This is a genomic window from Mitsuaria sp. BK041, assembly GCF_014193085.1.
Lineage (GTDB): Bacteria > Pseudomonadota > Gammaproteobacteria > Burkholderiales > Burkholderiaceae_C > Roseateles.
The window spans coordinates 2,731,281-2,752,873 of sequence record NZ_JACHYT010000001.1; the positions used below are offsets into that span (position 1 = coordinate 2,731,281).

19 protein-coding genes are annotated in these 21,593 nt (G+C 70.8%); 14 read left to right on the top strand and 5 right to left on the bottom strand.

The annotated features are described in order from the left end of the window. Window positions 1-3: 3 nt before the first annotated feature. From FHT38_RS11495 to FHT38_RS25640, 3 genes are all read right to left on the bottom strand, one after another. Window positions 4-297 (bottom strand): hypothetical protein, encoded by a 294-nt coding sequence (locus tag FHT38_RS11495; RefSeq protein ID WP_183491846.1) that lies wholly within the window; start codon window positions 295-297, stop codon window positions 4-6. A 500-nt stretch (window positions 298-797) separates the two neighbouring features. Next, window positions 798-3,029, bottom strand: a complete 2,232-nt coding sequence (locus tag FHT38_RS11500) for an RHS repeat domain-containing protein (protein WP_183491847.1) — start codon at window positions 3,027-3,029, stop codon at window positions 798-800. A 3-nt stretch (window positions 3,030-3,032) separates the two neighbouring features. Then, window positions 3,033-5,537 carry an RHS repeat domain-containing protein gene (locus tag FHT38_RS25640; protein ID WP_183491848.1) on the bottom strand — a complete coding sequence of 835 codons (2,505 nt, stop codon included), beginning with the start codon at window positions 5,535-5,537 and terminating at the stop codon, window positions 3,033-3,035. Between the two features lie 373 nt (window positions 5,538-5,910). On the opposite strand from FHT38_RS25640, the gene FHT38_RS11510 reads away from it, so the two are divergent. The 5 genes from FHT38_RS11510 to FHT38_RS11530 all read left to right on the top strand — a co-directional run bounded on the left by FHT38_RS11510 (window position 5,911) and on the right by FHT38_RS11530 (window position 10,086). After that, window positions 5,911-6,798: a DUF2272 domain-containing protein gene (locus FHT38_RS11510; protein ID WP_183491849.1), complete on the top strand. Its 888-nt coding sequence runs from the start codon at window positions 5,911-5,913 to the stop codon at window positions 6,796-6,798. Next, complete coding sequence (locus FHT38_RS11515; protein WP_091734210.1) at window positions 6,795-7,406, top strand: hypothetical protein; 612 nt, start codon at window positions 6,795-6,797, stop codon at window positions 7,404-7,406. The genes FHT38_RS11510 and FHT38_RS11515 overlap by 4 nt, the downstream gene beginning before the upstream one ends. Before the next feature lie 150 nt (window positions 7,407-7,556). Next, window positions 7,557-8,483 (top strand): sensor histidine kinase, encoded by a 927-nt coding sequence (locus FHT38_RS11520; protein WP_183491850.1) that lies wholly within the window; start codon window positions 7,557-7,559, stop codon window positions 8,481-8,483. A 77-nt stretch (window positions 8,484-8,560) separates the two neighbouring features. Continuing rightward, window positions 8,561-9,247, top strand: a complete 687-nt coding sequence (locus FHT38_RS11525) for a response regulator transcription factor (RefSeq protein WP_183491851.1) — start codon at window positions 8,561-8,563, stop codon at window positions 9,245-9,247. After that, window positions 9,238-10,086: a DUF4239 domain-containing protein gene (locus FHT38_RS11530; protein ID WP_183491852.1), complete on the top strand. Its 849-nt coding sequence runs from the start codon at window positions 9,238-9,240 to the stop codon at window positions 10,084-10,086. The genes FHT38_RS11525 and FHT38_RS11530 overlap by 10 nt, the downstream gene beginning before the upstream one ends. A 14-nt stretch (window positions 10,087-10,100) precedes the next feature. On the opposite strand, the gene FHT38_RS11535 is transcribed toward FHT38_RS11530, so the two are convergent. Then, window positions 10,101-10,580 (bottom strand): hypothetical protein, encoded by a 480-nt coding sequence (locus tag FHT38_RS11535; protein ID WP_183479983.1) that lies wholly within the window; start codon window positions 10,578-10,580, stop codon window positions 10,101-10,103. Continuing rightward, a complete protein-coding gene (locus FHT38_RS11540) occupies window positions 10,577-14,104 on the bottom strand; it encodes a winged helix-turn-helix domain-containing protein (protein ID WP_183491853.1) in 3,528 nt (1,175 codons plus the stop codon). The genes FHT38_RS11535 and FHT38_RS11540 overlap by 4 nt, the downstream gene beginning before the upstream one ends. A 277-nt stretch (window positions 14,105-14,381) precedes the next feature. Here FHT38_RS11540 and FHT38_RS11545 point away from each other — a divergent pair, with 277 nt between their 5' ends. From FHT38_RS11545 to FHT38_RS11585, 9 genes are all read left to right on the top strand, one after another. After that, on the top strand, window positions 14,382-14,960 hold the full coding sequence (locus FHT38_RS11545; RefSeq protein ID WP_183491854.1) for a DUF4255 domain-containing protein: 579 nt from the start codon (window positions 14,382-14,384) through the stop codon (window positions 14,958-14,960). Window positions 14,961-14,977: 17 nt separating this feature from the next. After that, the gene (locus FHT38_RS11550; protein WP_183491855.1) at window positions 14,978-15,835 is read left to right on the top strand and encodes a hypothetical protein; all 858 of its coding nucleotides are present in this window, start codon (window positions 14,978-14,980) and stop codon (window positions 15,833-15,835) included. An 18-nt stretch (window positions 15,836-15,853) separates the two neighbouring features. Next, window positions 15,854-17,473: a phage tail sheath C-terminal domain-containing protein gene (locus FHT38_RS11555; RefSeq protein WP_183491856.1), complete on the top strand. Its 1,620-nt coding sequence runs from the start codon at window positions 15,854-15,856 to the stop codon at window positions 17,471-17,473. 74 nt (window positions 17,474-17,547) lie between these two features. Beyond that, a complete protein-coding gene (locus FHT38_RS11560) occupies window positions 17,548-18,006 on the top strand; it encodes a phage tail protein (protein ID WP_091734226.1) in 459 nt (152 codons plus the stop codon). An 11-nt stretch (window positions 18,007-18,017) separates the two neighbouring features. Further along, window positions 18,018-18,536, top strand: coding sequence for a phage tail protein (locus tag FHT38_RS11565; RefSeq protein WP_255512067.1), 519 nt, complete (start codon window positions 18,018-18,020; stop codon window positions 18,534-18,536). Window positions 18,537-18,570: 34 nt separating this feature from the next. Continuing rightward, entirely contained in the window at window positions 18,571-18,738 is a 168-nt protein-coding gene (locus tag FHT38_RS11570; RefSeq protein ID WP_183491857.1) for a DUF5908 family protein, read from the top strand. 1 nt (window position 18,739) lies between these two features. Further along, complete coding sequence (locus FHT38_RS11575) at window positions 18,740-19,471, top strand: peptidoglycan-binding protein (RefSeq protein WP_183491858.1); 732 nt, start codon at window positions 18,740-18,742, stop codon at window positions 19,469-19,471. 1 nt (window position 19,472) lies between these two features. Further along, window positions 19,473-21,266, top strand: a complete 1,794-nt coding sequence (vgrG, locus tag FHT38_RS11580) for a type VI secretion system tip protein VgrG (RefSeq protein WP_183491859.1) — start codon at window positions 19,473-19,475, stop codon at window positions 21,264-21,266. A 13-nt stretch (window positions 21,267-21,279) separates the two neighbouring features. Next, complete coding sequence (locus FHT38_RS11585) at window positions 21,280-21,579, top strand: PAAR domain-containing protein (RefSeq protein WP_091734234.1); 300 nt, start codon at window positions 21,280-21,282, stop codon at window positions 21,577-21,579. The last annotated feature ends 14 nt before the right edge of the window (window positions 21,580-21,593 follow it).

The following is a 21,593-nucleotide window of genomic DNA, read 5'->3' on the forward strand; positions in this document are numbered from 1 at the left end:
GGGTCAGCGGTCCTCGCGGGAGGAATCGCTGTCCTCACTGCGGTCGTCACGGGACGCCTGGTTGCGCTGGCTGCCGGGCGACTGCTGGCTGGACGGCTGCTGCGAACGCTGGTTCAGCTGTCCCTGCTGACCGCCGGGCTGGCTCTGCTGGGACTGCTGGCGCTGGCCTTGCGAGCCGCCGCCCTGCTGCCCGCCAGGCTGGTTCTGCTGCCCTTGCTGCCCCTGCTGATGCTGGTTCTGCTGGCTGGAACCGCCCTGGGGTTGCGGCGATGACTTCGTGTTGGGTTGCTGGGCCATGGTGATCTCCATGTTGAGCACGCCGGCAACTTCGCCGGCAGCTTGGATGGGCAATGGTCATGCCGGGCGGGGGTGCGCGACAGATCGGCGCGGGCCGCGCCTGTCACGGCAGAGGCTCCATCCCACCCGCCCTGCTAGCAACAGGGCGCGAGGCGCCTTCTTCTGCAGTCACGGGCATGTCACGAGCGCCTTAGGAACGGGTTGGGATCAACAGACTTTCCAGAACGCGTACGGCCCAACGGCACGCCGCTTTGAATAGCTAGCTCCGGCGCGAGATCAACCTTAGATTTTGCTCAGGGGCACTGTAATGGATCAAGCCCAGCGCTTCAAAGAGAATTAGTACGCCACCATTTAGGTGCGCCCAATCATCTCTGGAGTACTCTTCCGAGTACTCGGAGGTATCTATCGAGCACACCAGGATTCCATAGATATCCGCCCCCAGGCAGACGCGATCTCCCAACCTTGCAGTTTGACCGTCGGGATACATCATCACCATTCTCCTAGTTGACGAAGGGTTCAATTGGAATTGCATCCGAAGGAAGGTCACTCGGTCTAACGGCTCCTATTGATTGCCAAAAGCATTGGCAATTTTTTGGATTCTGGTTCGCCTTGTAAATGTTGTAGTGTGGACCGACAATGCCGTGCTCCGGCTTCGAAGGGTTGTCCATGGGCCGATAAGAGATTGTCCCCACTGAGATCACCTTCCCGCTTACTGTTTTGCATGGTGAACAACCAACACAAGCATCAATGATGCTTTTTATTCCTCGCCAAGTACTACTGACGAAGGCGTCGTTTGCAGGAGTGCCAGGAATGAAAATATCAAAGGGGCCCGGCATTCCGGGTGACGGCGCAGGTCGGTCGTAAGGGTCTAAGCCGAAGTGATCGGTTAACGCGGTTGGACGCCCAATGGCATAGGCATACGTGTTGATGCCGCCTTCCAACCCAATCGGGTCGCTTTGCACGTATCTCCCCGTCGTCCCGTCATAGTCCCGGAAGTAGTTGTAGTTCAACCCGGACTCGCTGTCATAGTACTGCCCCGGGAAACGCAGATTGAACGTGATCGGTGAGAGCCCCGCCGGGGCCTGCTCCGGCTGCGTCGTGCCGAAGGGCTCGCTGATCCAGCGCCAGCGCGCGGCTTCGGTCTTGTCGATGAGCACGCGCGGCGCGTTCAGGTGATCCGCGTACGCGAGCAGCGGCAGCGGTGACGCCACCGATCCAACGATCACCGCCACGGGCGTGTCGCCCAGCCAGACGAACTCCTGCACGACGCCCGAGGCGTTGTACTCGCCCAGCAGATGCCCTTCTTGGTCGTACACGAAGTCCCGCAGCCCCGCGCTGTGCTCCTTGTGCACCCGCTGCCCGCCCGCGTCGTATTGATAGGTCGTCGTCAGGCCGTTTTTGGTGAGCGTGCCCAGCCGGTTGTCCAAGCGGTATGTCGTCGTGTACGCCAGGCCCGTGTCGCTGAGCGTGTTGCCCGCCGCGTCGTAGCCGAAGCTGCGCGTGGGATTGGCAACGCTGGTGAGCCGGTTGCTGGTGCTGGCCGTCGTGTAGGTCCGCGTCGTGGCGTTCAGCTTGACGCTGGTCCGGTTGCCGTTGGCGTCGTAGCCGATGGTCCAGGAGTTGGCCGGCGTGACGATGCTGGTCAGGCGCCCCAGCTCGTCATAACCGAAGCTCTGGTTCATCGCCTGCGCGGCGGCGGTGGCTTCACCGGTGCTCGCATCCAGGTGCGTGTAGCTGACGATCCGGTCGGCCGCGTCGTAGGTGATGTCGCGGACGATGGCGCCCAGCGGATAACGGACCAGACGGCCGTAGGCGTCGTACACCCGCTCCTGCAGCTTCGTGCCGCTGTTCATCTGCATCTGCCAGCTGCGCGCGCCGCCGAAGGGCTCGAACTGGATGCCGCTGATCAGCGGCTGTGCGGCGCTCGAGGCGTCCTTGGCCAGGCTCATGCTGACCGGCAGTCCCGCCTCGTACTGGATCGTCAGCACGCGGCCGGATGGGTAGGTGATGCGGGTGATGTGACCGGCGGGGTCGTAGCCGTAGCGCGTGGTCAGCACCGCCGTGCCCACCGTCTGGATGGCCGTCGTCAGTCGCCCGAACGCGTCGTACCCGTACTTGGTGTTGCCCGATGGACTTGTGGCTGTCGTGAGCCGGCCGATGCCGTTGGTGAACTCCCCGCCGGTCTGGTCGTAAGTCCAGCTGTAGTTCAGCGCTGCCTGGCCGCTCTGCGTGTAGATCGCGGAGCTCACCCGGTTGAGGTCGTCGTAGGTGTAGGTGGCCAGCACGCCGCGGCTGTCCAGCCGGGTGAGCAGGTTGCCGTTGGGGTCGTAGGTGCTGGTGGCCGTGCCCGTGTCGGGGCTGGTGAGCTGCGTGAGATCCCCCAGTCCGTTGCGCTGATAACTCGTCACCAGGTTGCGAGGATCCGTGACCTGCTTGAGCTGATCGATGCCGTCGAAACCCAGCGTGGTCACGCCGCTGCGAGCGTCGGTGTTGGTCTTGACGCGGTCCAGCGCGTCGTAGGCAGTGCTGGAGGTGAAGCCGAAACCCGCCACGCCTTTGGCCTTGATGACCTTGGTGGGATTGCCCTTGGCGTCGTACTCGTAGTCGGTGACGGGTGCCGGGGACACCGGCGGAGGCGGTAGCGTCGCTGCGTGCGCGCCGATCCCCAAGCACGCGGCTATCGCAGCCGCGAGTGCGCTCCGGCACTGCCAGTGCCATTTCTTGCCTTGCATGAATTACTCCCTGCCTGTTGTTTGTTGTGCCCGGCCCAGCGCATCGAAGACGCGGCTCATGGTCCGCTTGAGCGCGCCTTGCGGGTCTTTGGCTTGTTCCGCGATCCGATTGCCGCTCTGGTCCAGCGTGTACTCGATGCGATTGCCTTGGCCATCGGCCACAGCGGTCAGGCGATGCGCGTCGTCGTACTCGTAAGTCACGACCGCGCCATCGGGCTGTGTCGTTTTCTTGAGCAGCCCGGTGGGCCAGTACTCGTAGCTGGTGGTTGAACCGCCGGTGGAGGCCGAGGTCAGACGCTGACGCGCGTCATAGCCGTAGGTGGTCGAGACCAAGTTGGCGTCGATGACCTCCAGCGGCTTGCCATAGGCGTTGTAGCGCGGGAACTGCGTCAGGTGGCCGGCGCTATTTGTCGAGGACTTCAAGTCGCCCTTGGTGTGGTCGGCCGTCGTGTCGGTGTAGTACTCGTTGGTCACAACCACCTTGCCGCGCGGATCGGTCTCGGTGAGCACCTGGCCGGTGGCGTTGTAGGTCCAGCTCGTCGCGCGAGCCGGCACGCCGGACTGCAGCGTCGCATCGAAGCCTTGCGCGCCGGTCTCGTCGGTCGTTGCCTGCTCCACGCGTTTGCACAGCACCACGATGGGCTTGCCATCGGGCAGCAGCGCGCTGGCCGGCGCGCAGCTCGCCACCGCATTGCCGTTGAAGGGATCGGGCTGTCCGTTGTAGACGAGCGTCGTGACGCGGCGAGGCTCAGCGGTCCGGATGGTCATTCGCCAATCGGGGTGCCACTGCGAACTGACCATCCGTGCGCCTGCCGGCAGCGACGCCACTGTCACCGACTCGCACGCCGTTGCTGATGACAGGCCTTCGATGCGCTGCGTCTCCACGTTTCGCGCCGGGTCATAGGCCATGCAGCTGCGGTTGCCGTTGAAGTCGTCTCGCTGGGTCGCGTTGCCTGCTGCGTCGTGGACCACTGTCGACGTCGCGGGCTCGCAACCCGCGCCAGCGGGCTGCGAACTCGCAGCCAGGTACGCGGAACTGCCCACAACGACGCTGTCCAGGTCCATCTCCCGTCCGTCGGGTGCGGTGACCCGCGCACGAAGCGGCAGAGGCCGCGGGTACTCGCGAATCACGACATCGAGTTGCGGGTCGTAATACTCGTTGGGCGCGATGTTCGGCCTCTCCGTTCCCCAGGTCGCCGTCCATCCGGGAAGGGAGCCTGTCCGGGTGAGCACCGCATTCCCCGAATCGTCGTACGCGTAGGTACCCACCCGCCGGCCCGATTCATCGATGCGGCCCGTCAGCAGATGCTTCCTCTGCGCATCCTCGTAAACGAACCCGACGCTCGACTGGTCCGTGAAGGTCAGCGTCTCCAGGTGGCCGCCTGCGTCATAGTCCATCGACAGCACGCGCCCCGCAGGATCAGTAACCGAGCGGATGGCAATGTACTTGTCGTCGATCTTCGTGTACTCGAACGAGACGATCCTGCCGCTCTCGTCCTGGATGGCATTCACCTGTCGGCCGTAGGCCAGCGGGTAGCCATTGCCTTGCATGGCGACGCTCGTGTAATCGAGCCGACGCCCATCGGCATAGACGATCGAGGCCAGACTGCCGTCCTCGCGATACATCTCGATGGCTCTCGCGGCCTCGTCGCGATACAGGATGTATGGGGAGGAGTCGGCCCATCGCGGGGGCGGATCTCGCTCGCTGAGGTCGGTACTGGGGCCGTTGCTCGGGAATTGCTTCCAGACGCCGTCCCCGCGCTGAAAGAGTCGCTGCGAGGGGTCGGTTCTCCACGCCATCATCTGACGATGCAGATTGCTGGACCACCAACGTCCGAAGGACTGCGCCCCGCCATCCTCGATCGGATTGCTATCCGGCTTCGGGCGGCTGACGTAGGTCAAGGACAGCGAGTGCCCGCGACCCCAGGTCAGCAACTGCTCGTGCTGCCGCTTGATGCCGGTGAGTGGCTCGATGGGATTGCCGAACCGCGGACAACTTGGCGGACCAGGCGGCGTTTTCGTGCGAATGCCTTTGCAAGTCGCAGGGGAGGATCCGATGGGCGTTGTGTTGAGTGCCGCGCCGCAGGGCATCTGCAAGTCCACGGACGTTTGGCCCGTTTCCGAGGTCACCCGACCGTCGTTCCAATGGAATGTCGCGGTGTAGTTGTACTTGCAAGTCATCCAAGGACTGCTGCCCCACAAGCCCCTGCTGACGCAACCCGTGAAGCTGAGCGCGTACACGGAGCTATACCGCTCCGTTACCGAGGCAAGAACGGGTTCGGCAATCGACTGGACCGGCGCAACCGCCTCTGCAGGGGAATCCTTGCATTCGAAGTGGAGCGGGTTCAGCGCATCGTCCGCCCATCGAAGAATGCCCTCTGTGTCCCAGACGATCCAGCAGTCCCTGGCCGCCATGGCCGGCAGTGCGCAGAGGCCGAGCCCAAAGGCTATCAGCAGATGCCGGATGGCCTTCGCGGCCGAGAAGAATCGATGCGTCGGGTCGCTCACGCGAGAACTCCCTGATGTGGTTTGGCAAGCCATCAGGAAGTCGCACACGCCCCAGGGGAAACCCCTGCGGCCGCACAATGGTCCAACCGGCAAGCGTCTGTCGCGCTCAAGGCCAGGTCGGTCTCACTCCCTGATTCAGGGCGGCGATTCTCCATGATGAAGATGTCGATTGCAGGAATCGCTCCGGACAGTTGCAGGTCTCACCACGGCATCACAGGCATGCGGCTCTCGCGAAGACCAGACCAGCCAGCGAAAGCACGATGCCCGCCTCCGACATTCCTCCCCCCAAGCTCAGCCCCGCGCCGATGCCCTGATCGCCACCGCGCCCCGACGATGAGCGCTCCACGCCGCCCTTGCGGACGCAGGAGCCCGCATGTCCTCGCGCATCCTTCGCTTCCCTCGCCTCCTTGACCACCCCGGCATCGCCGGCCTGGCGCTGCGGCTCCTGGCCGCGCTGTCCATCTCGATCCTGCCCGGCTGCGCGGCGCTGCAACCGCCGCCTGCCGAGCGATGGCCGGCCACGGATCCCGCGCCGGTCTACGCCGTCGAGGACATCCGCCCCGCGCCCGGCCTGGGCGGCGAGCCCGCGCCCGACCCTGCCTCGACCGAGCGCCTGCTGGCGCTGGCGCTGCAGGAATGGCAGCTCTGGGGCCGGGGCCGCTGGGACGCCGCCACCAACCTCACCGAACGCCGCCTCGACGAGCCCCGCGGCCTGGAGGCCGAGCCCTACCTCCACGCCCGGGTGCTGCTGTACTGGCTCGGCGTCAAGGGCGGCGACTTCCCGGTCCAGCGCACCCGCCACGAGGACGGCTCGCTGCGCCCCTGGAGCGCCGTCTTCATCTCCTGGCTGATGCGCGGCGCCGGCTTCGGCGAGCGCCAGTTCGAAGCCGCCGAACTGCACTGGCAGTACATCCGCGCCGCGCTGGACAGCGGCGTCCGCGCCGGCTTCGAGGCCCGCGACGCTGCCGCCACCGCCCCTCGCCCCGGCGACCTGATCTGCGCGCCGCGCGACGCGGCCCCGGACGCGCCGTCGGGTTTCGCCCAGTGGAGCGCCCTCGCCCGCCCGCTGCGCGCCCGCGCCTGGCCCTGGCACTGCGACCTGGTCGTGCAGGTGGACGGTGCCGAGCTCGGTGCCATCGGCGGCAACGTCAGCGACAGCGTCACCTGGACCCGCACGCCGCTGGACGCCGACGGCAGGCTGGTGCCCACGCCCGAGCGGCCCTGGACCGTCGTGCTGCGCCAGAAGGGAGCCCCGCCATGAGCGCCGCGCTGGACGGCCCGCCACCGCGCGGGCGGCGGGCCGCGGTGCTCGGCTTCTGGCAGGGGACGGTCGGCGTGGCCACCGGCCTGAGCGTCATCGCCGGCGTGCTGATCTCGGTGACGCAGCTGGTCGAATGGGTCGACGACAGCAAACGCGCCAACCTGACCGGGCGCCTGCAGTCGCTGCAGCACGTGGCCCACCTGCTCGAGCGCGACGAGCGCATCCGCCTGCGCGCCCGTGCCTTCCTCAAGGAGCGACTGCCGGAGATCCTGCCGCGCCTGGACGAGCTGATCCGGCGCGCCGGCTCCGGCGAGGACCTCTACCTGAGCCAGGACATGGAGGACTACGCCGCCGTCCACTTCCATTACGAGCAGCTCGGCGCGCTGGTGAAGCTCGAGTACATCGAGTTCCCGCTGGTCTACGAGGTCATCCCCTTCCCAGACGACTACCTGGCGGCCGTCGAGCCGCTGCGCCAGGCGCTGGCCGACAACTGGAAAGGCCCCGGACGGCCGCTGCCGGATCTGGGCGCCAACATCGTCTATCTGAAGCGTTGTTACGCCTTCAGCCGCGCGCATCCGGACCAGATGGCGCGATGTCCGCCGCCCTGAGCGGTCGCGCCGGACGCGGCGAGGCGGTCCGCCGGCCTCCGGAAGGTTTCCGGAAGGTCGCGCTCCCCGGTCCCGCCTACCGTTGACGGCACCGATCCCCGGATCGTCCCTTCGACACGACGACGCCGCCATGGCGCACAGGGAGCTCCCATGAACCTCACCCCGCACCGTTGCCCTCCCCCCCCGGCCTCGCCCCCCGCGGGCCGGCCCCGCCAGGGCGGCCTGCCGGCCCGGCTGGCCGCCGAGCACCGGCTGCAGCGCCTCACCCGGCTGCAGGCCACGCTCGCCGAAGCCCACGCCGAGGCCGAGCGCCGCGAGCGCGAGCGCATGGCCCAGCTGCTGCACGACCAGGTCGGCGGGCTGATCGTCCGCCTGCGCCTGGCCCTGGGCGACTGGCGCAGGACGCAAGCGGACGGAGTCGGTGCTGATGCGAGTTGCGGCTCGGGCTCGGACGCCGGCTCCCATGCGGACGCGGCCTCGAGCGCCGTCCGTGGCCTCGGCGGCTTCGGCGGCCGTGACGCCGCGCCGGCGCACCCGGCGACGCGCTTCGGCGAGTTGCTCGGCGAGCTGTCCGAGACGGTGCGGACGCTGGCCTTCGCACTGGCGCCGCCGGACTGGCACGGCGACCTGCCGACGGCGCTGGAAGCGGTGGCGGTGGAACTGGGCCTGCGCGGCACCCTGGAGGTGCGCATCGACGGCCGCGCGCTGTCGGCGGCCGACACCGTCGAGGTGCCGGATGCGCAGCGCGCCGCCGCCTGCCGGGTTGTGCGCGAGCTCTGCCTGAACGTGCAGAAGCACGCCCGGGCGACGCGGATCGAGATCACGCCCAAGATCCGGCAAGGCTGGTTGAGCGTGCGGGTGCGGGACGACGGTCGCGGCCTGCCGGCCGCGCCGCGCGGCGCTCACCGTCCGGAGCAAGCCCGCGAGGACGACTGGCACGGAGCCGCCGATGGCCACGGCCTCGGCCTGGGCGGCGCTCGCGCGCAGCTGCAGGCGATGGGCGGCGCGCTGGTGCTGCGCTCCGAGCCGGGCCGCGGCACCAGCGCCACGCTGCTGCTGCCGCTCGCACCCAAGTGAGGCGACCGCCGGGCGCGGCCACGACGCCCGCGCCCCGTCGCCATCCCCTGCCTTCCCCATTCACCGAGGAGACTCCCATGTCCCTGCGCATCGTCCTGGCCGATGACCACCAACTCGTGCGCGAAGGCCTGCGCGCGCTCCTGTCCCGCGATGCGGCGCTGGACGTCGTCGGCCTGGCCGAGGACGGCGCCGCCGCCGTCAAGCTCGTGCGCCACCTGCAACCGGACCTGCTGATCACCGACATCGCCATGCCCGGCCTCAACGGCCTGGAGGCGACGCGGCGCGTGCGCGCGCAGCATGCGGCGGTGCAGGTGATCTGCCTGTCGATGCACGGCGACCAGCGCAGCGTGGTCACCGCGCTGCAGGCCGGCGCTTCCGGCTACGTGCTCAAGGACGCGTCCAGCGAGGAACTGCTGCGCGCGGTGCGCGACGTGGCCGCCGGCCGCATCTACCTCAGCCCGGGCCTGATGGGCGGCCTGGTCGACGAGATCCGCACGCGCCAGCGCCTGCCCGACGGCGCCGCGTCCGCGCCGGCCGGTCCCGCGCTGACCGCGCGCGAGCGGGAGATCGCCCAGCTCTTCGCCGAGGACCTGAGCACGCAGGAGATCGCCGACCGCCTCAAGCTCAGCGCGAAGACGGTCGCCACCCACCGCGAGAACGTCACCCGCAAGCTGGGCGTGCGCGGCGTCGCCGGCATCACCCGCTACGCCCTGGGCGAGGGCCTGAGCGACGGCGCGCCCCAGGGAGCCGGGTCATGCCGCTGATCGTCCACGCGTGGCCGGCCTGGGTCCTGGGCGGCGCGCTGGTGCTGGCCTGGATGGCGATCGGGCTGGGCGCGCAGGCGCTGTTCCCGCGCCGCTGGCGCGAACGGGCCACCGCGATCGACCACCGCGTCGCGCTCGCGTCGCTGGGCGTGATCGTGACGGTCAACGTGCTGCTGCTGGCGGTCTCGGCGTTGTCGGTCCGGGACGCCTTCAGCGCCGCCGAACAGGCGGTCGAGCGCGAGGCCACGGCGATGGCGCAGCTGGCGCGCTCGCTGGCGGTCTACGGCACGCCCGAGTCGCGCCTGGCGCGCGAGCGGCTGCGCGGCTACGGCCGCAGCGTGATCGGCAAGGAGTGGATCGCGATGCAGCGGGACCAGGCCAGCCTGCCGACGCTCGATGCCTTCGACGACCTCTACCGCACGCTGGGCGACCTGCATCCCGCGGCGGCCTCGGAGGCTGCCCTCCTCGCGCAGATCTGGACCCAGGCGAACGAGCTGCTGAGCCAGCGCCGCGCGCGGCTGATGGCCGCCCGCGACCAGGCGCCCGCGACGCTGTGGGCGGTGGTGCTGGCCAGCTCGCTGCTGACGCTGGCGCCGGTGGCGGCGCTGCCGGTCAGCGCCTGCAGCCGCGGCGCGATCGTGGTGCTGGCGCTGGTGCCGGGCCTGGTCTTGCCTGTCGTCGTGGCGATGGACCGGCCCTTCCTCGGCGCTGGGCGGGTCAGCGCGACGCCGATCGAGAACGCGCTGGCCCACATGCAGCGCTGGGATGCCCGGTGGAGCGCCGATGCCCCGTCGTCGTCGTCGTCGCCATCGCGGCCCGGCGCGGTGCCCCTGCGCTGATGGCCGCGCGACGATCAGTCGTCGCTGCTGCTGCCGTTGCGGATCTCCGGATCGGAGGTCGCGATCAGCGTCTGCGCGTTGCCGGAGGCCGGGCGGCGGAACACCAGCACCACGCCGCGCCGCGTGCCCGGCCCGACCGGCACGGTGACCGTGGTCGCCTGGTCCAGGCCGGTCGCGACGAAGGTGTTGGGCAGCCCGCTCGGCTTCTCCAGGGTCTTGGCCACCGCGACGAACAGCGTCACGCTGGTGTCCGGCTTGCTGTTGCCCAGTTGAGCGAGCACGTCCGGCGACAGCCCCACGGACTGCTGCGCGAACATGATCGCGTTGGTGTTGACGGTGTCCAGCGGCTTGGGACTCGGGATGCGCTCCCAGCGCGCATTGAAGTAGGCGCAGGGAATCACGTTGTCGGCCGGCCCGATCAGGGGCACGACGAAGTACAGCGTCGATTCTTCGGCGTCGGCGCGCGCGAGCGCAGCGGCAGTGAGGTCGTTCATGAGGGTCGCCTTCCTTTCAGGGAGGGAGTTGGGACATCAGCGAAAAGGGCCGCGTGGGCCGGCACGTAGCCGCCCGCCGTCAGCCGCCGGGTCCAGCCGTCGTCCGGCGCCTGCGGGCTCGCGCAGGCGCGCAAGGCCAGCCAGGCCTCGAGCACCAACCCGGCCTGCCCGGCGTCGACCGCCGGCTGGATCTGGTCGCGTTGCCGCGCGCAGCGCGCGCGATCGGGCCCTGCGCCGGCCGCATCGGCCCGCAGGCCCAGCAGCGCCCGGCGCGCCTGCAGTTCATGGTTCTGCCAGTGATGCGGCCGCAGACGCAGCAGCGTCGCCATCGCCTCCTCGGTGGCCGCCAGCCGCGTGCGCACGCCAGCCCAGTCGCCGGCGCGCACGGCGGTCCCGGCCTCGGCCAGCGCCACCCGCATGAGGGCCTCGCGCCGCAGGAAGTCCCGCGCCGGATCGCTGCCGGCGGTGGCCGGCTCACCGGCCAGTTGATCGCGCAAGGCCGCCAGCGCCGCGTCGACGGCCTGACCGGCGTCCAGACGCGCCAGCAGCAGGCTGCCCTCGGCGTGCTGGCGGTCGGCGCGCCAGTAGCGGTTCTCCGGATCGTGCCGCTCGGCCTGGCGCAGCCGCGCGACGCCCTCGGCCATCGTCGCCGCCGCCTCGCCGAGACGCCCCGCCGCGCGCAGCGCCTCCGCGCGGCGCAGCTCCAGCGTGCCCAGGTCGCGCAGGCGCAGCTGCTCGTCGGGGTGGGCGGCCGCCTGCGCCATGCGCTCCGCGCGCGCGGCGTCCAGCGCCGCCAGGGCCTCGATCGGCCGACCCCGCACATGCGCCACCAGGCCGAGCCAGGTCCGCGAGGTCGCGACGCCGTCGCGCAGGTCGGCGTCCGCGGGCGAACGCGCCAGTGCCTCGAGCTTGAGCGCCAGCGAGGCCTGGAACCAGCGCTGCGCGTCCTCCCAGGCCCCGCGCCGGAACGCGATCGAGCCCAGGCTGTTGAGCGCGTAGCCCAGTTCCCCCTGCGCGGTCGCGTCCTCGGGCGCCTGCTGCCGCCAGCGCTCGCTGGCGACGCGGTAGCGGTCCATCGCCCGCGCCGCCGCGTCGAAGTCGCCGGCGTCGAAGGCGATCTGGCCCAGCCAGAACGAGGCCGCGCCGAGGGTGCGGTAGTAGTCGCCGGCGCTGACGCCCGGCACGCGCTCCAGCGGCTCGAGCGGCGCCAGCAGGCGCAGCGCCGCGTTCAGCGCGTCGATGGCGATGTCGGTGCGACCCTTGCCGCGGCTGCTGTTGACCTCGCCGATCACCACCAGCGCCTTCGCGCGTCCCAGCGTGTCGGCGCCATTGGCCACGGTCGCGGCGGTCGCCGCGGTCGCCAGTTCGGCCTCCGTCTCGCCGCCCTCGGCCGGACCGAGCAGCCGCAGACCCTGCTCGCCGATGCGTCCCAGCAGGTCCAGCTTGCCGATCGGCCGCAGGCCGTCCGCCAGCTCGCCGAGCATGAAGGACGCCAGTTGCCGGCTCTGGCGCTCGCGCTCCGCGGCGACCTCGGCCTGCCGCGCATAACCGATCGCCGCCACGCCCGCGACCGCCGCCAGCAGGAAGGCGCCAGCGCTGGCCGCGCCCAGCCCCCAGCGTCGCAGGCGCAGCCGGCGCTGCGAGCGCGCGATGAAGTCGCGGGCCTCGTCGCCGAGCAGCCCGGGCGCCTCGGCCAGGATGCGCGCGGCGTTCCACAGCGTCGTGCCGCGCGGCAGCAGCAGCGCGCTGGCCTGCCCTGCCTCGCGCCAGCGCGCGACCCAGGGGCGCAACTCGTCGCGCGCCGCCAGCGCGGCGCGGTGCTGCGCCACCCAGGCGGTGACCCGCGGCCAGCGCCGCAGCAGCGCCTCGTGGGCGACGCGGTAGCCGTTGACGCCGCCCGCGTGGTCCGCCACCAGCAGCCGGGCCTCGACGAAGGCGGCGACCAACGCGCGCTCGGGCGCGTCGCTCAACTCCGCCGCGGCGACCCAGCGGCCGGTCGGCGACGCTTCCTCGCCGGCCAGCGCCACCAGCCGCGGCAGCAGCCGGGGCAGCGCCTCCTGCTGGTCCGCCGGCAGCTCGCCCAGCAGCGCCTCCGCGCGGCGGCCGATCGCGCCCTCCAGGCCGCCCAGGTCCTCGTAGGCCGACCAGGCCAGCACCTCGCCCGGCGCCCGGTGCAGGTAGAGCTGCTGCAGCGTGTACTGCAGCAGCGGCAGCGCGTCCGGCGCCTGCATCGCGTCGGCGCAGAGCCGGTCGTCGAGCCGGTTCAGCCCGCTCGCGTCGGCGCCATAGCTCAGCCCGGCGGCCCGCGCCGGCAGCCGGATCATCTGCGCGATCGCCGACGCGGCGGGCGGCGCCAGGTCGAGGTGGGCGCCGCTCTCCTTGCCGCGCATCAGCAGCGGCCGCCGCGCCATCGCCGGGTAGAAGTCGTTGCGGCAGACCGCCAGCACCACCAGCCGCGCGCTGCGCACCAGCCGCTCCAGCGCGTCGAACCAGGCCGCGGTGCGCGCGTCGTCCTCCTGCAGCAGGGCCTCGAGCCGGTCCAGCACCAGCAGCGGCGGCGCCTCGGCGCCGCCGCGCAGCGCGCGCGTCGCGTCCAGGCCGATCGCGAGCTGGCGCAGCACCTCCTCCGGCGCCTCGCGCAGCGCCACCGACAGCGTGTCGATGCTGTGGCCGGACAGCAGCGGCACGCCCTGGCAGTCCCAATCCAGCATCGCGCCGGCCAGGCCCGCCCAGGCGTCAAGGCCGCCCAGCGCGCCCAGGTCGACGCTGGCCGCGGCGCAGACGCGCAGGCGGGGGACGTCGCCGTCCACATCGCCGCCCCCATTGCCGCGGCCTTCGTCGACAGGCGGGCGCGCCAGCGCCGGCACCAGTCCCGCCTGCACCAGCGAGGTCTTGCCCGAGCCGCTCGGCCCCAGCAGCAGCACCAGCGGATGACCCAGCCGCCATTGCCGCGTCAAGCGCGCATGCAGCGCGGCGACGGCCTCGTCGCGGCCGAAGAACACGCTCGCATGCGCGGCGTCGAACGGCTCCAGGCCGCGGAACGGCGACTGTCCGCGCCAGCCGCCGGCATGACTGCGCGGCCCCTGCGCCGACAGCACGCCCAGGGGCGCCACCACGCGGTAGCCCTCCTTGCGGATGGTCTCCAGGTAACGCGGCGTCGCGGCGCTGTCGCCCAGCGCGCGGCGCAGGCCGGCCACCACCTTGTGCACCGGGTTGTCGCCCAGCGTCGTCGCCTCGGGCCAGCAGTCCTGCAGCAGCGCCTCGGCGGACACCACCTCGCCGGGCTGGCGGCACAGCGCGACCAGCACCGCCATCGGCCGCGGCTCCAGCACCACGGTCTCGTCGCCGCGGCTCAGCCGCCGGGTCCGTACCTCCACGCGCCAGTCGCCGAGCAGGAACTCGCGCGGCGCGGCGGCAAGCACGCCGCCGGCGACCGATCCGTCCGCACCGGCGACCTTCGGCCGCGATGGCGCGGCCAACGCTGGCATCGCGGGCACCGAGCCCCCGCCGCTGCTCCTGTCCATGGTGATTGCTCCCTGCGACACGCCTCTGCGGGCGTGTGATGGCGCGGAGTCTAGAAGCGCCGGCCGAGCGCGTCAGCCCCTGCGCCCCGGCAGGGTTGACAGCTTGACAGCCGCGCCCGCATCGACATGCCAATACCGAGGCGGATCTCGGCAATCGGGACGGCCAACATCCGCATCCGCCGGATGGGCCGCGGCGGGGCGCGCTCCTATCGTTCATCCCATCGACCCTCCGGCGCCTCGCGGCGTCCGAACCTCCCACCCGCCCTCGGCCCCCACCATGATCGACGCCGTCCTCCTCCACCTCGCCGGCCACCTCAACGCCGTGCTGCGCCGCTCGCACCAGTCGGCGGAGGACCTGGTCGCGGTGACCGCGCTGCACGAGGCCGACGGCGGACCGGCGGCCGGCGCCTCGCACCGGCTCGCGGCCTTCCTGGTGAACCTGGAGCGCGACCCGGTCGCCAGCCTGCCGGCCCAGGCGCTGGGCAGCGGCGAGCGCCTGGCCCGCTCCGCCCCGCCGGTGCAACTGAACCTGCTGGTGATGTTCGCCGCCAACTACGGCGGCACCACCTACCCGGAAGCGCTCAAGCTCATCGCCAGCACCATCGCCTGCTTCCAGGCCACGCCGGTGCTGGACACGCAGAACTCGCCCGGCATGGATCCGCGCCTGGACAAGCTCACGTTGTCCATCGAGCCGCTGAACCTGAACGAGATGGCGACGCTGTGGGGCGTGCTCGGCGGACGCTACCTGCCCTCGGTGCTGTACCGGGTGCGCCTGCTCACCATCGACGCCCGCCAGTCCGATGCCCAACTGCCGTCGGTGCGCACGCCGGGCGTGGGCGTCGGGGCCCGCGGCTGACCGCGAAGGAGCACCTCATGGGCCCCTACCTTCCCCTGCTGCGCATCGACGTCGAGCACGGCTACTACGCCGATGGACGCTGCCGCGGCCTGCGCTTCGTCCCCGCCGGCACGACCGCCGAGCGGCTGCGCCGCGCCGACGCGCTGGTGCGGGCCGACGGCGGCACGCTGCTCGTGCACGGCCCGGCCGAGGCGGTCGAGCGGCTGCGCGCCGACACCGATCCCGACGACGGCGAGGCCGCGCTGGACTGGCTGGTGCATGCGACCGACGACGACTTCGCCTGCGGCACCGAGGACCCCGCCGACCGGCCGCGCGAGCTGCTGTGGGTCGCGCCCGCGGCGCCGGGAGCGCTCGGCGCCGACGACGCGACGCTCGTCGCCTCGCCCAAGGCGCTGGACGCGCCCGAGGTGACGGCGCTGCTCGCGCCGGGCGACCGCTGGCTGCCGCCCTTCGCGCTGCTGCACCTGCCGCTGTCCAGCCTGCCGGCGCATGGCCCGGCCGACGATGCCACCGCCTGGCCGGTGCATCGCCGCTGGCCGCTGGCGCCGCGCGCCACCGTCTGGAAGTACTGCCTGTTCGGCGACTGGCCGGAACCGGCGCTCACGGTCGTCGACCTGGCCGGCGAGACCGAGTTCAGCGCGCCCGCCCCGGACCGCCTGGACAACGGCACGCCGATGCTGGCCATCCGTTCCCGCGTCCGGTTGCCGCTGGCCCAGCGCTCGCCGCGACGTTTCCAGCTGCGCAGCCGTCCCGACGGCGCCGGCAGTCCCAAGGTGCTGATCCGCCGCCTGCCCACCGCGGCGGCGCAACTGCTCGCCCGCGAAACGATCGACGGCCAACCGACGATCGTCTCCGAGATCCACGTGCATCGATAACCCGCAGAGGAGGCCGCCATGGCTATGAAGACACCCGGTGTCTATATCGTCGAGAAGAATGCGTTTCCCAACTCGATCGTCGAGGTGGCCACCGCGGTGCCGGCCTTCGTCGGCTACACGCGCCGCGCCGAGAACGGCGGCAAGTCGCTGCTCAACAAGCCATGGCGCATCAGCTCCATGGCGGAGTACCACACCTACTTCGGCCACGGGCCCGATCCGCGCCTGACCATCACCGAGGCGCCCGCCCCCGCCCCGTCCGACTTCCGCGCCGACGGCAAGGACTACGCGCTGACGCAGGCCGACGGCGCCGACGGCGGTCGCTTCCTGCTGTACCGCGCGATGGTGCACTTCTTCCAGAACGGCGGCGGCCCCTGCTACATCGTGTCGGTGGGCGGCTACGGCGGCCAGGTCGAGGCGCCGGCGCTGGCCGGCGGCATCGAGGCCCTGATCAAGGAACAGGAACCGACGATGCTGGTCATCCCCGACGCGGTGCTGCTGCCGCGCGCCGACTGCGTCTCGGTGCAGCAGGCGATGCTGCAGCACTGCGGCGGCAAGATGCGCAACCGCATCGCGATCCTGGATGTCTGGGGCGGCTACCTGGACCGCAAGGACCCGGCCGGCGATCCGGTCGAGGCCTTCCGCAACGACCTGGGCGTCAACTACCTGGACTTCGCCGCGGCCTACTACCCGTGGGTCAACACCACGGTGGTCCAGGACAAGGACCTGGACTACACCCGCATCGCCAATCCCGCGCTGCTGGCCACGCTGCTGCGCGCCGAGCTGTCGCTGCCCGAGAACGTCGACCCCAGGACCACGCCGCCGCGCATCGCGCAGCAGGCCCAGGCGGTGGCCGACATCCTCAAGACCGACGACGACTGGACCCAGTACGTCACCGGCCTGGTCAACGCCTCGACCAAGACCGACGAGGAAAAGCAGAAGGCGCTCACGCCGGCCGCGCTGGCGGTCGCTGTGGAGACCCACAAGTCGCTGCTGCACAAGAGCCTGGTGTCGATGAGCCCGCTCTACAACGCGGTGATGACCGAGGCGCGCAACCGGCTCAACCTGCTGCCGCCCTCGGCCGCGATGGCCGGTGTCTACACCATGGTCGACAACAGCCGCGGCGTCTGGAAGGCGCCGGCCAACGTCAGCCTCAACGGCGTGGTGTCGCCGCAGGTGGCGATCTCGCACGAGGACCAGGAGGACCTGAACGTCACCACGCAGGGCAAGTCGATCAACGCGATCCGCTCCTTCATCGGCGAGGGCGTGCTCGTCTGGGGCGCCCGCACGCTGGACGGCAACAGCCTGGACTGGCGCTACATCAACGTGCGCCGCACGATGATCATGCTGGAGGAGTCCTGCCGCCTGGCGGCCAAGGCGATGGTCTTCGAGCCCAACGTGGCCAACACCTGGGTGACCATCAAAAGCATGATCGCCAGCTTCCTCACCGGCATCTGGAAGCGCGGCGGCCTGGCCGGCGCGGTCCCCGACGACGCCTTCAGCGTGCACGTCGGCCTGGGCGAGACGATGACGCCCGAGGACATCCTCGAAGGCGTCCTGCGCGTGACCGTGCTGGTGGCCATCAGCCGCCCGGCCGAGTTCATCGAGATCACCTTCCAGCAGCAGATGCAGAAGTCGTGAGGCCGGCCCGGCCCGCGGCCGGCGTCCCGACCCACGACCCCGATTTCCATCCATAACCCTCGCGGAGGCAGGCAATGGCAGACGACGGATCAGCGCAATCGACCACGGTGTGGCCGCTCCCCAAGTTCCGCTTCGAAGTGAAGTGGGACTCGGCGGTGATGTCCTTCCAGGAAGTGTCCGGCCTGGACGTGGAAGCGCAGCCCATCGAGTACCGGCACGGGGACAGCCCCGCGTTCTCGGTGCTCAAGATGCCGGGCATGAAGAAGTACAGCGACGTCACGATGAAGAAGGGCGTCTTCAAGGGCGACAACAAGTTCTGGGACTGGTTCAACGAGATCAAGATGAACACCATCAAGCGCAAGCCGGTGACCATCAGTCTCCTGGACGAAGCCGGCAAGCCGACCATGGTCTGGACCCTGGCCAACGCCTGGCCGACCAAGATCACCAGCACCGACCTGAAGTCCACCGGCAACGAGGTGGCGATCGAGACCATCGTCATCGCGCACGAAGGCCTCACCATCGCCAACGCCTGATGCCGCCGCCCGTGACACGTTCCGCGTCGGCGTCGGCCCCGGCCCCGGGCCCGGCCCGGGCACCGGACGCGCTGCGGGCGCAGCTGCTGTATCCGCCGCCGGCCTTCCACTTCGCGGTGACCTTCGGATCCAACGCGAAGGACCGCGACGGCGCCTTCCGCGAGGTCACCGGGCTGGGCCCGGAGCTGGAGACCGAGACGGTGGTCGAAGGCGGCCAGAACGCCTTCGTGCACCTGCTGCCCAAGGCGGCGAAGCATCCGAAGCTGGTGCTCTCGCGCGGCATCGCGACGATGGAGTCGCGGCTGCTGCTGTGGTGCCAGGCGGTGCTGGAGGGCGGCTTCGCGCAGCCCATCGCGACGCAGCAGCTGCATGTCTTCCTGCTCGACGGCGATGGCGCCCCGCTGCGGGTCTGGGCGGTGAGCAACGCGTATCCGGTGAAGTGGTCGGTCGAGGCCTTCCAGGCCACCCGCAACGAGGTCGCCATCGAGCGCATCGAGCTGGCCTACGCGGGATCGAGCCGGCTGGTGTGAGCGTCACAGAGGACCAGGACCGAGGACGACGAGCATGAGCATCGAAGTGAGACAACTGCTGATCCGCTCCCAGGTGACGCCCGCGCCGGCCCCGCCGGCGCCCGCCCTGGCGCAGCGCGAGCTGCTGCGGCTGCGCGAGCAGCTGCTGGCCGAATGCCGCGCCTGGCTGGTCGACCGGCTGCGCGCGCAGCGGGAGCGCTGAGATGCCGGCCTCCTCCCCCTCCGCCTCGGGCGGCGGCGCCGACGGCGCCTCCACCGAGCTCACCCGGCTGCTGCTCACCCGCTACAGCCTGAGCCGCACCGGCACGGTCCAGCTGGACAAGGCCACCAGCTTCCAGGCGCAGATCAACCCGGCCGAGTTCAGCCACAGCTTCGGCATCCGCTACGACAAGACCAAGGCGCAGGGCTCGTCCGGCGTCGAGCCCAAGTTCAGCACGATGGACGACGAGCGCGTCGCCTTCAACATCGTGCTGGACGGCACCGGCGTCGTGCCGCCGGTGCCCGGCCAGCCGCCCGACGTGAAGGGCCAGCTGGCGCAGCTGAGCAAGGTGGTCTACGAATACGTGGACCTGCGCAGCGAGCCGCCCTACGTGCGGGTGCTGTGGGGCACGCTGATCTTCTTCGGCCGGCTGGAATCGCTGAAGGCGCAGTACACCCTGTTCAAGCCGGGCGGCGACCCGCTGCGGGCCAAGGTGGACCTGAGCTTCGTCGGCGCGATGAGCAAGGAGGAGGAACGCCGCGTCACCCAGCGCGCCAGCACCTCCGAGCAGACACGCACCGTGCGGATGTACGGCAACGAATCGATCGGCCAGGTCTGCGAACGCATCTACGGCGATCCCTCGGTCTTCATGAAGGTCGCCCGCTTCAACGGCCTGACCGACTTCCGCAACATCCCGCCGGGCACCGTGCTGCGGTTCCCGCCGATGGAGAAGTGACATGCCCGGCGTCTCCCCCAACCAGGACACCGTCGGCGTCGTCACCCTGGCCGTGCTCGCGGACGGGCAGCGGCTCGAGGCCAGCGCCGACCTGATGTCGGTGACCATCCGGCGCGCGGCCAACACCGTGCCGTCGGCGCGGCTGGTGTTCAACGACGGCGACATGCCGGACCGCGACTTCCCGCTCAGCGACTCCGCGCACTTCAAGCCCGGCGCCCGGTTGACGATCCGGGCCGGCTACGGCCAGCAGGAGGACACGATCTTCGAAGGTCTGGTCGTGCGCCACGGGCTGCGCGTGCAGGGCGACAACGACGCGCGCCTGGTCGTGGACTGCCGCGACGCGGCGGTGAAGATGACCATCGGCCGCCGCAACGCCAACTACATCGACCAGCTCGACAGCGACATCATGAGCACGCTGGCCGGCGCGCACGGGCTGTCGGCGCAGGTCGACGCCACCACCGTCACCCATCCGGAGCTGGTGCAGCACTTCTGCAGCGACTGGGACTTCCTGCTGACGCGGGCCGACGCCAACGGCCTGCTGGTGATCGCCACCGATGGCGCGCTGGCGGTGACGGCGCCCGCGGCCGAGGGCGAACCGGCCCTGGCGGTCACCTACGGCATGGACCTGATCGACTTCGAGGGCGACGTCGACGCGCGCCACCAGTACGGCAGCGCGATGGCGGTCTCCTGGGACCCGAAGGCGCAGGCCGCGCTCGAAGGCAGCGCCGCCGATCCCGCCACGCTGCCCGCGCAGGGCGACCTGGACAGTACGACGCTGTCGGCCGTCATCGGCCTGGAGAGCTTCCGGCTGCAGGCCGGCGCGCCGCAGTCCAAGGACATGCTGACCCAGTGGGCGAAGGCGCAGCAGGTCAAGTCCGGCCTGGCGCGGATGCGCGGCCACCTGAAGTTCCAGGGCAGCGCCAAGGCGCGCGTCGGCGGGCTGATCGCGCTGCAGGGCGTCGGCGCCCGCTTCAGCGGCACTGTCTTCGTCACCGGGCTGCGCCACCACATCGAGGACGGCGCCTGGACCACCGAGGCCGAGTTCGGCCTCGATCCCGACTGGTTCAGCGCGCGGCCCGACGTGCCGGCGCAGCCGGCGGCAGGCCTGCTGCCGCCGGTGCCCGGCCTGCAGGTCGGCGTGGTGCTCAAGCTCGACGGCGACCCCACCGGCGAGCCCCGCATCCAGGTCAAGGTGCCGGTGCTGCAGGCCGAGACCGAGGGCGTCTGGGCCCGGCTGCTGCAGGGCCACGCGAGCAGCGGCTTCGGCGCCTTCTTCCTGCCCGAGGTCGGCGACGAGGTGGTGCTGGGCTACTTCGCCGGCGACCCCTCGCACCCGGTCGTGCTGGGCAGCCTCTACAGCAGCGGCCGCACGCCGCCCTACGCGCTGGCCGCGCCCAACGACACCAAGGCCTTCGTCACGCGCTGCGGCCACAAGCTGGAGTTCGACGAGAAGGACCAGGTCATCACCGTCGCCACGCCGGCCAACAACCGCATCGTGCTCAGCGACAAGGACAAGTCCATCCGGCTCGAGGACCAGAACGGCAACACCGTCGAGCTCAAGCCCGGCGGCATCGCGCTGGACAGCCCCAAGGACATCACCGTCACCGCGCAGGGCCGCATCGCGCTGGACGCGGTCGGCGCGGTGAGCATCAGCTCGCAGGCCGACGTCCAGGCCACCGGCCTGAACGTCAACTGCGAGGCCCGGATCGGCTTCACCGCCAAGGGCAATGCCGCCGCGGAGCTCTCGGCCTCGGGCCAGACCGTGGTCAAGGGCGCGATGGTCATGATCAATTGAGCAAGGAGCCACCATGCCCCCCGCCGCCCGACTCACCGACCTGCATGTCTGCCCCCTGGTCACGCCGGGGCTGCCGCCGGTGCCGCATGTCGGCGGCCCGGTCATCGGCCCGGGCGTGCCCACCGTGCTGATCGGCCTGCTGCCCGCCGCGGTGCAGGGCGACAACGCGACCTGCGTCGGGCCGCCCGACGCGATCGTGATGGGCTCCACCACGGTGCTCATCGGCGGCCGGCCGGCGGCGCGCGTCGGCGATGCCACCGCGCACGGCGGCAACGTCGCGCTGGGCCTGCCGACCGTGCTGATCGGCGGCTGACGCGCCCCACGACG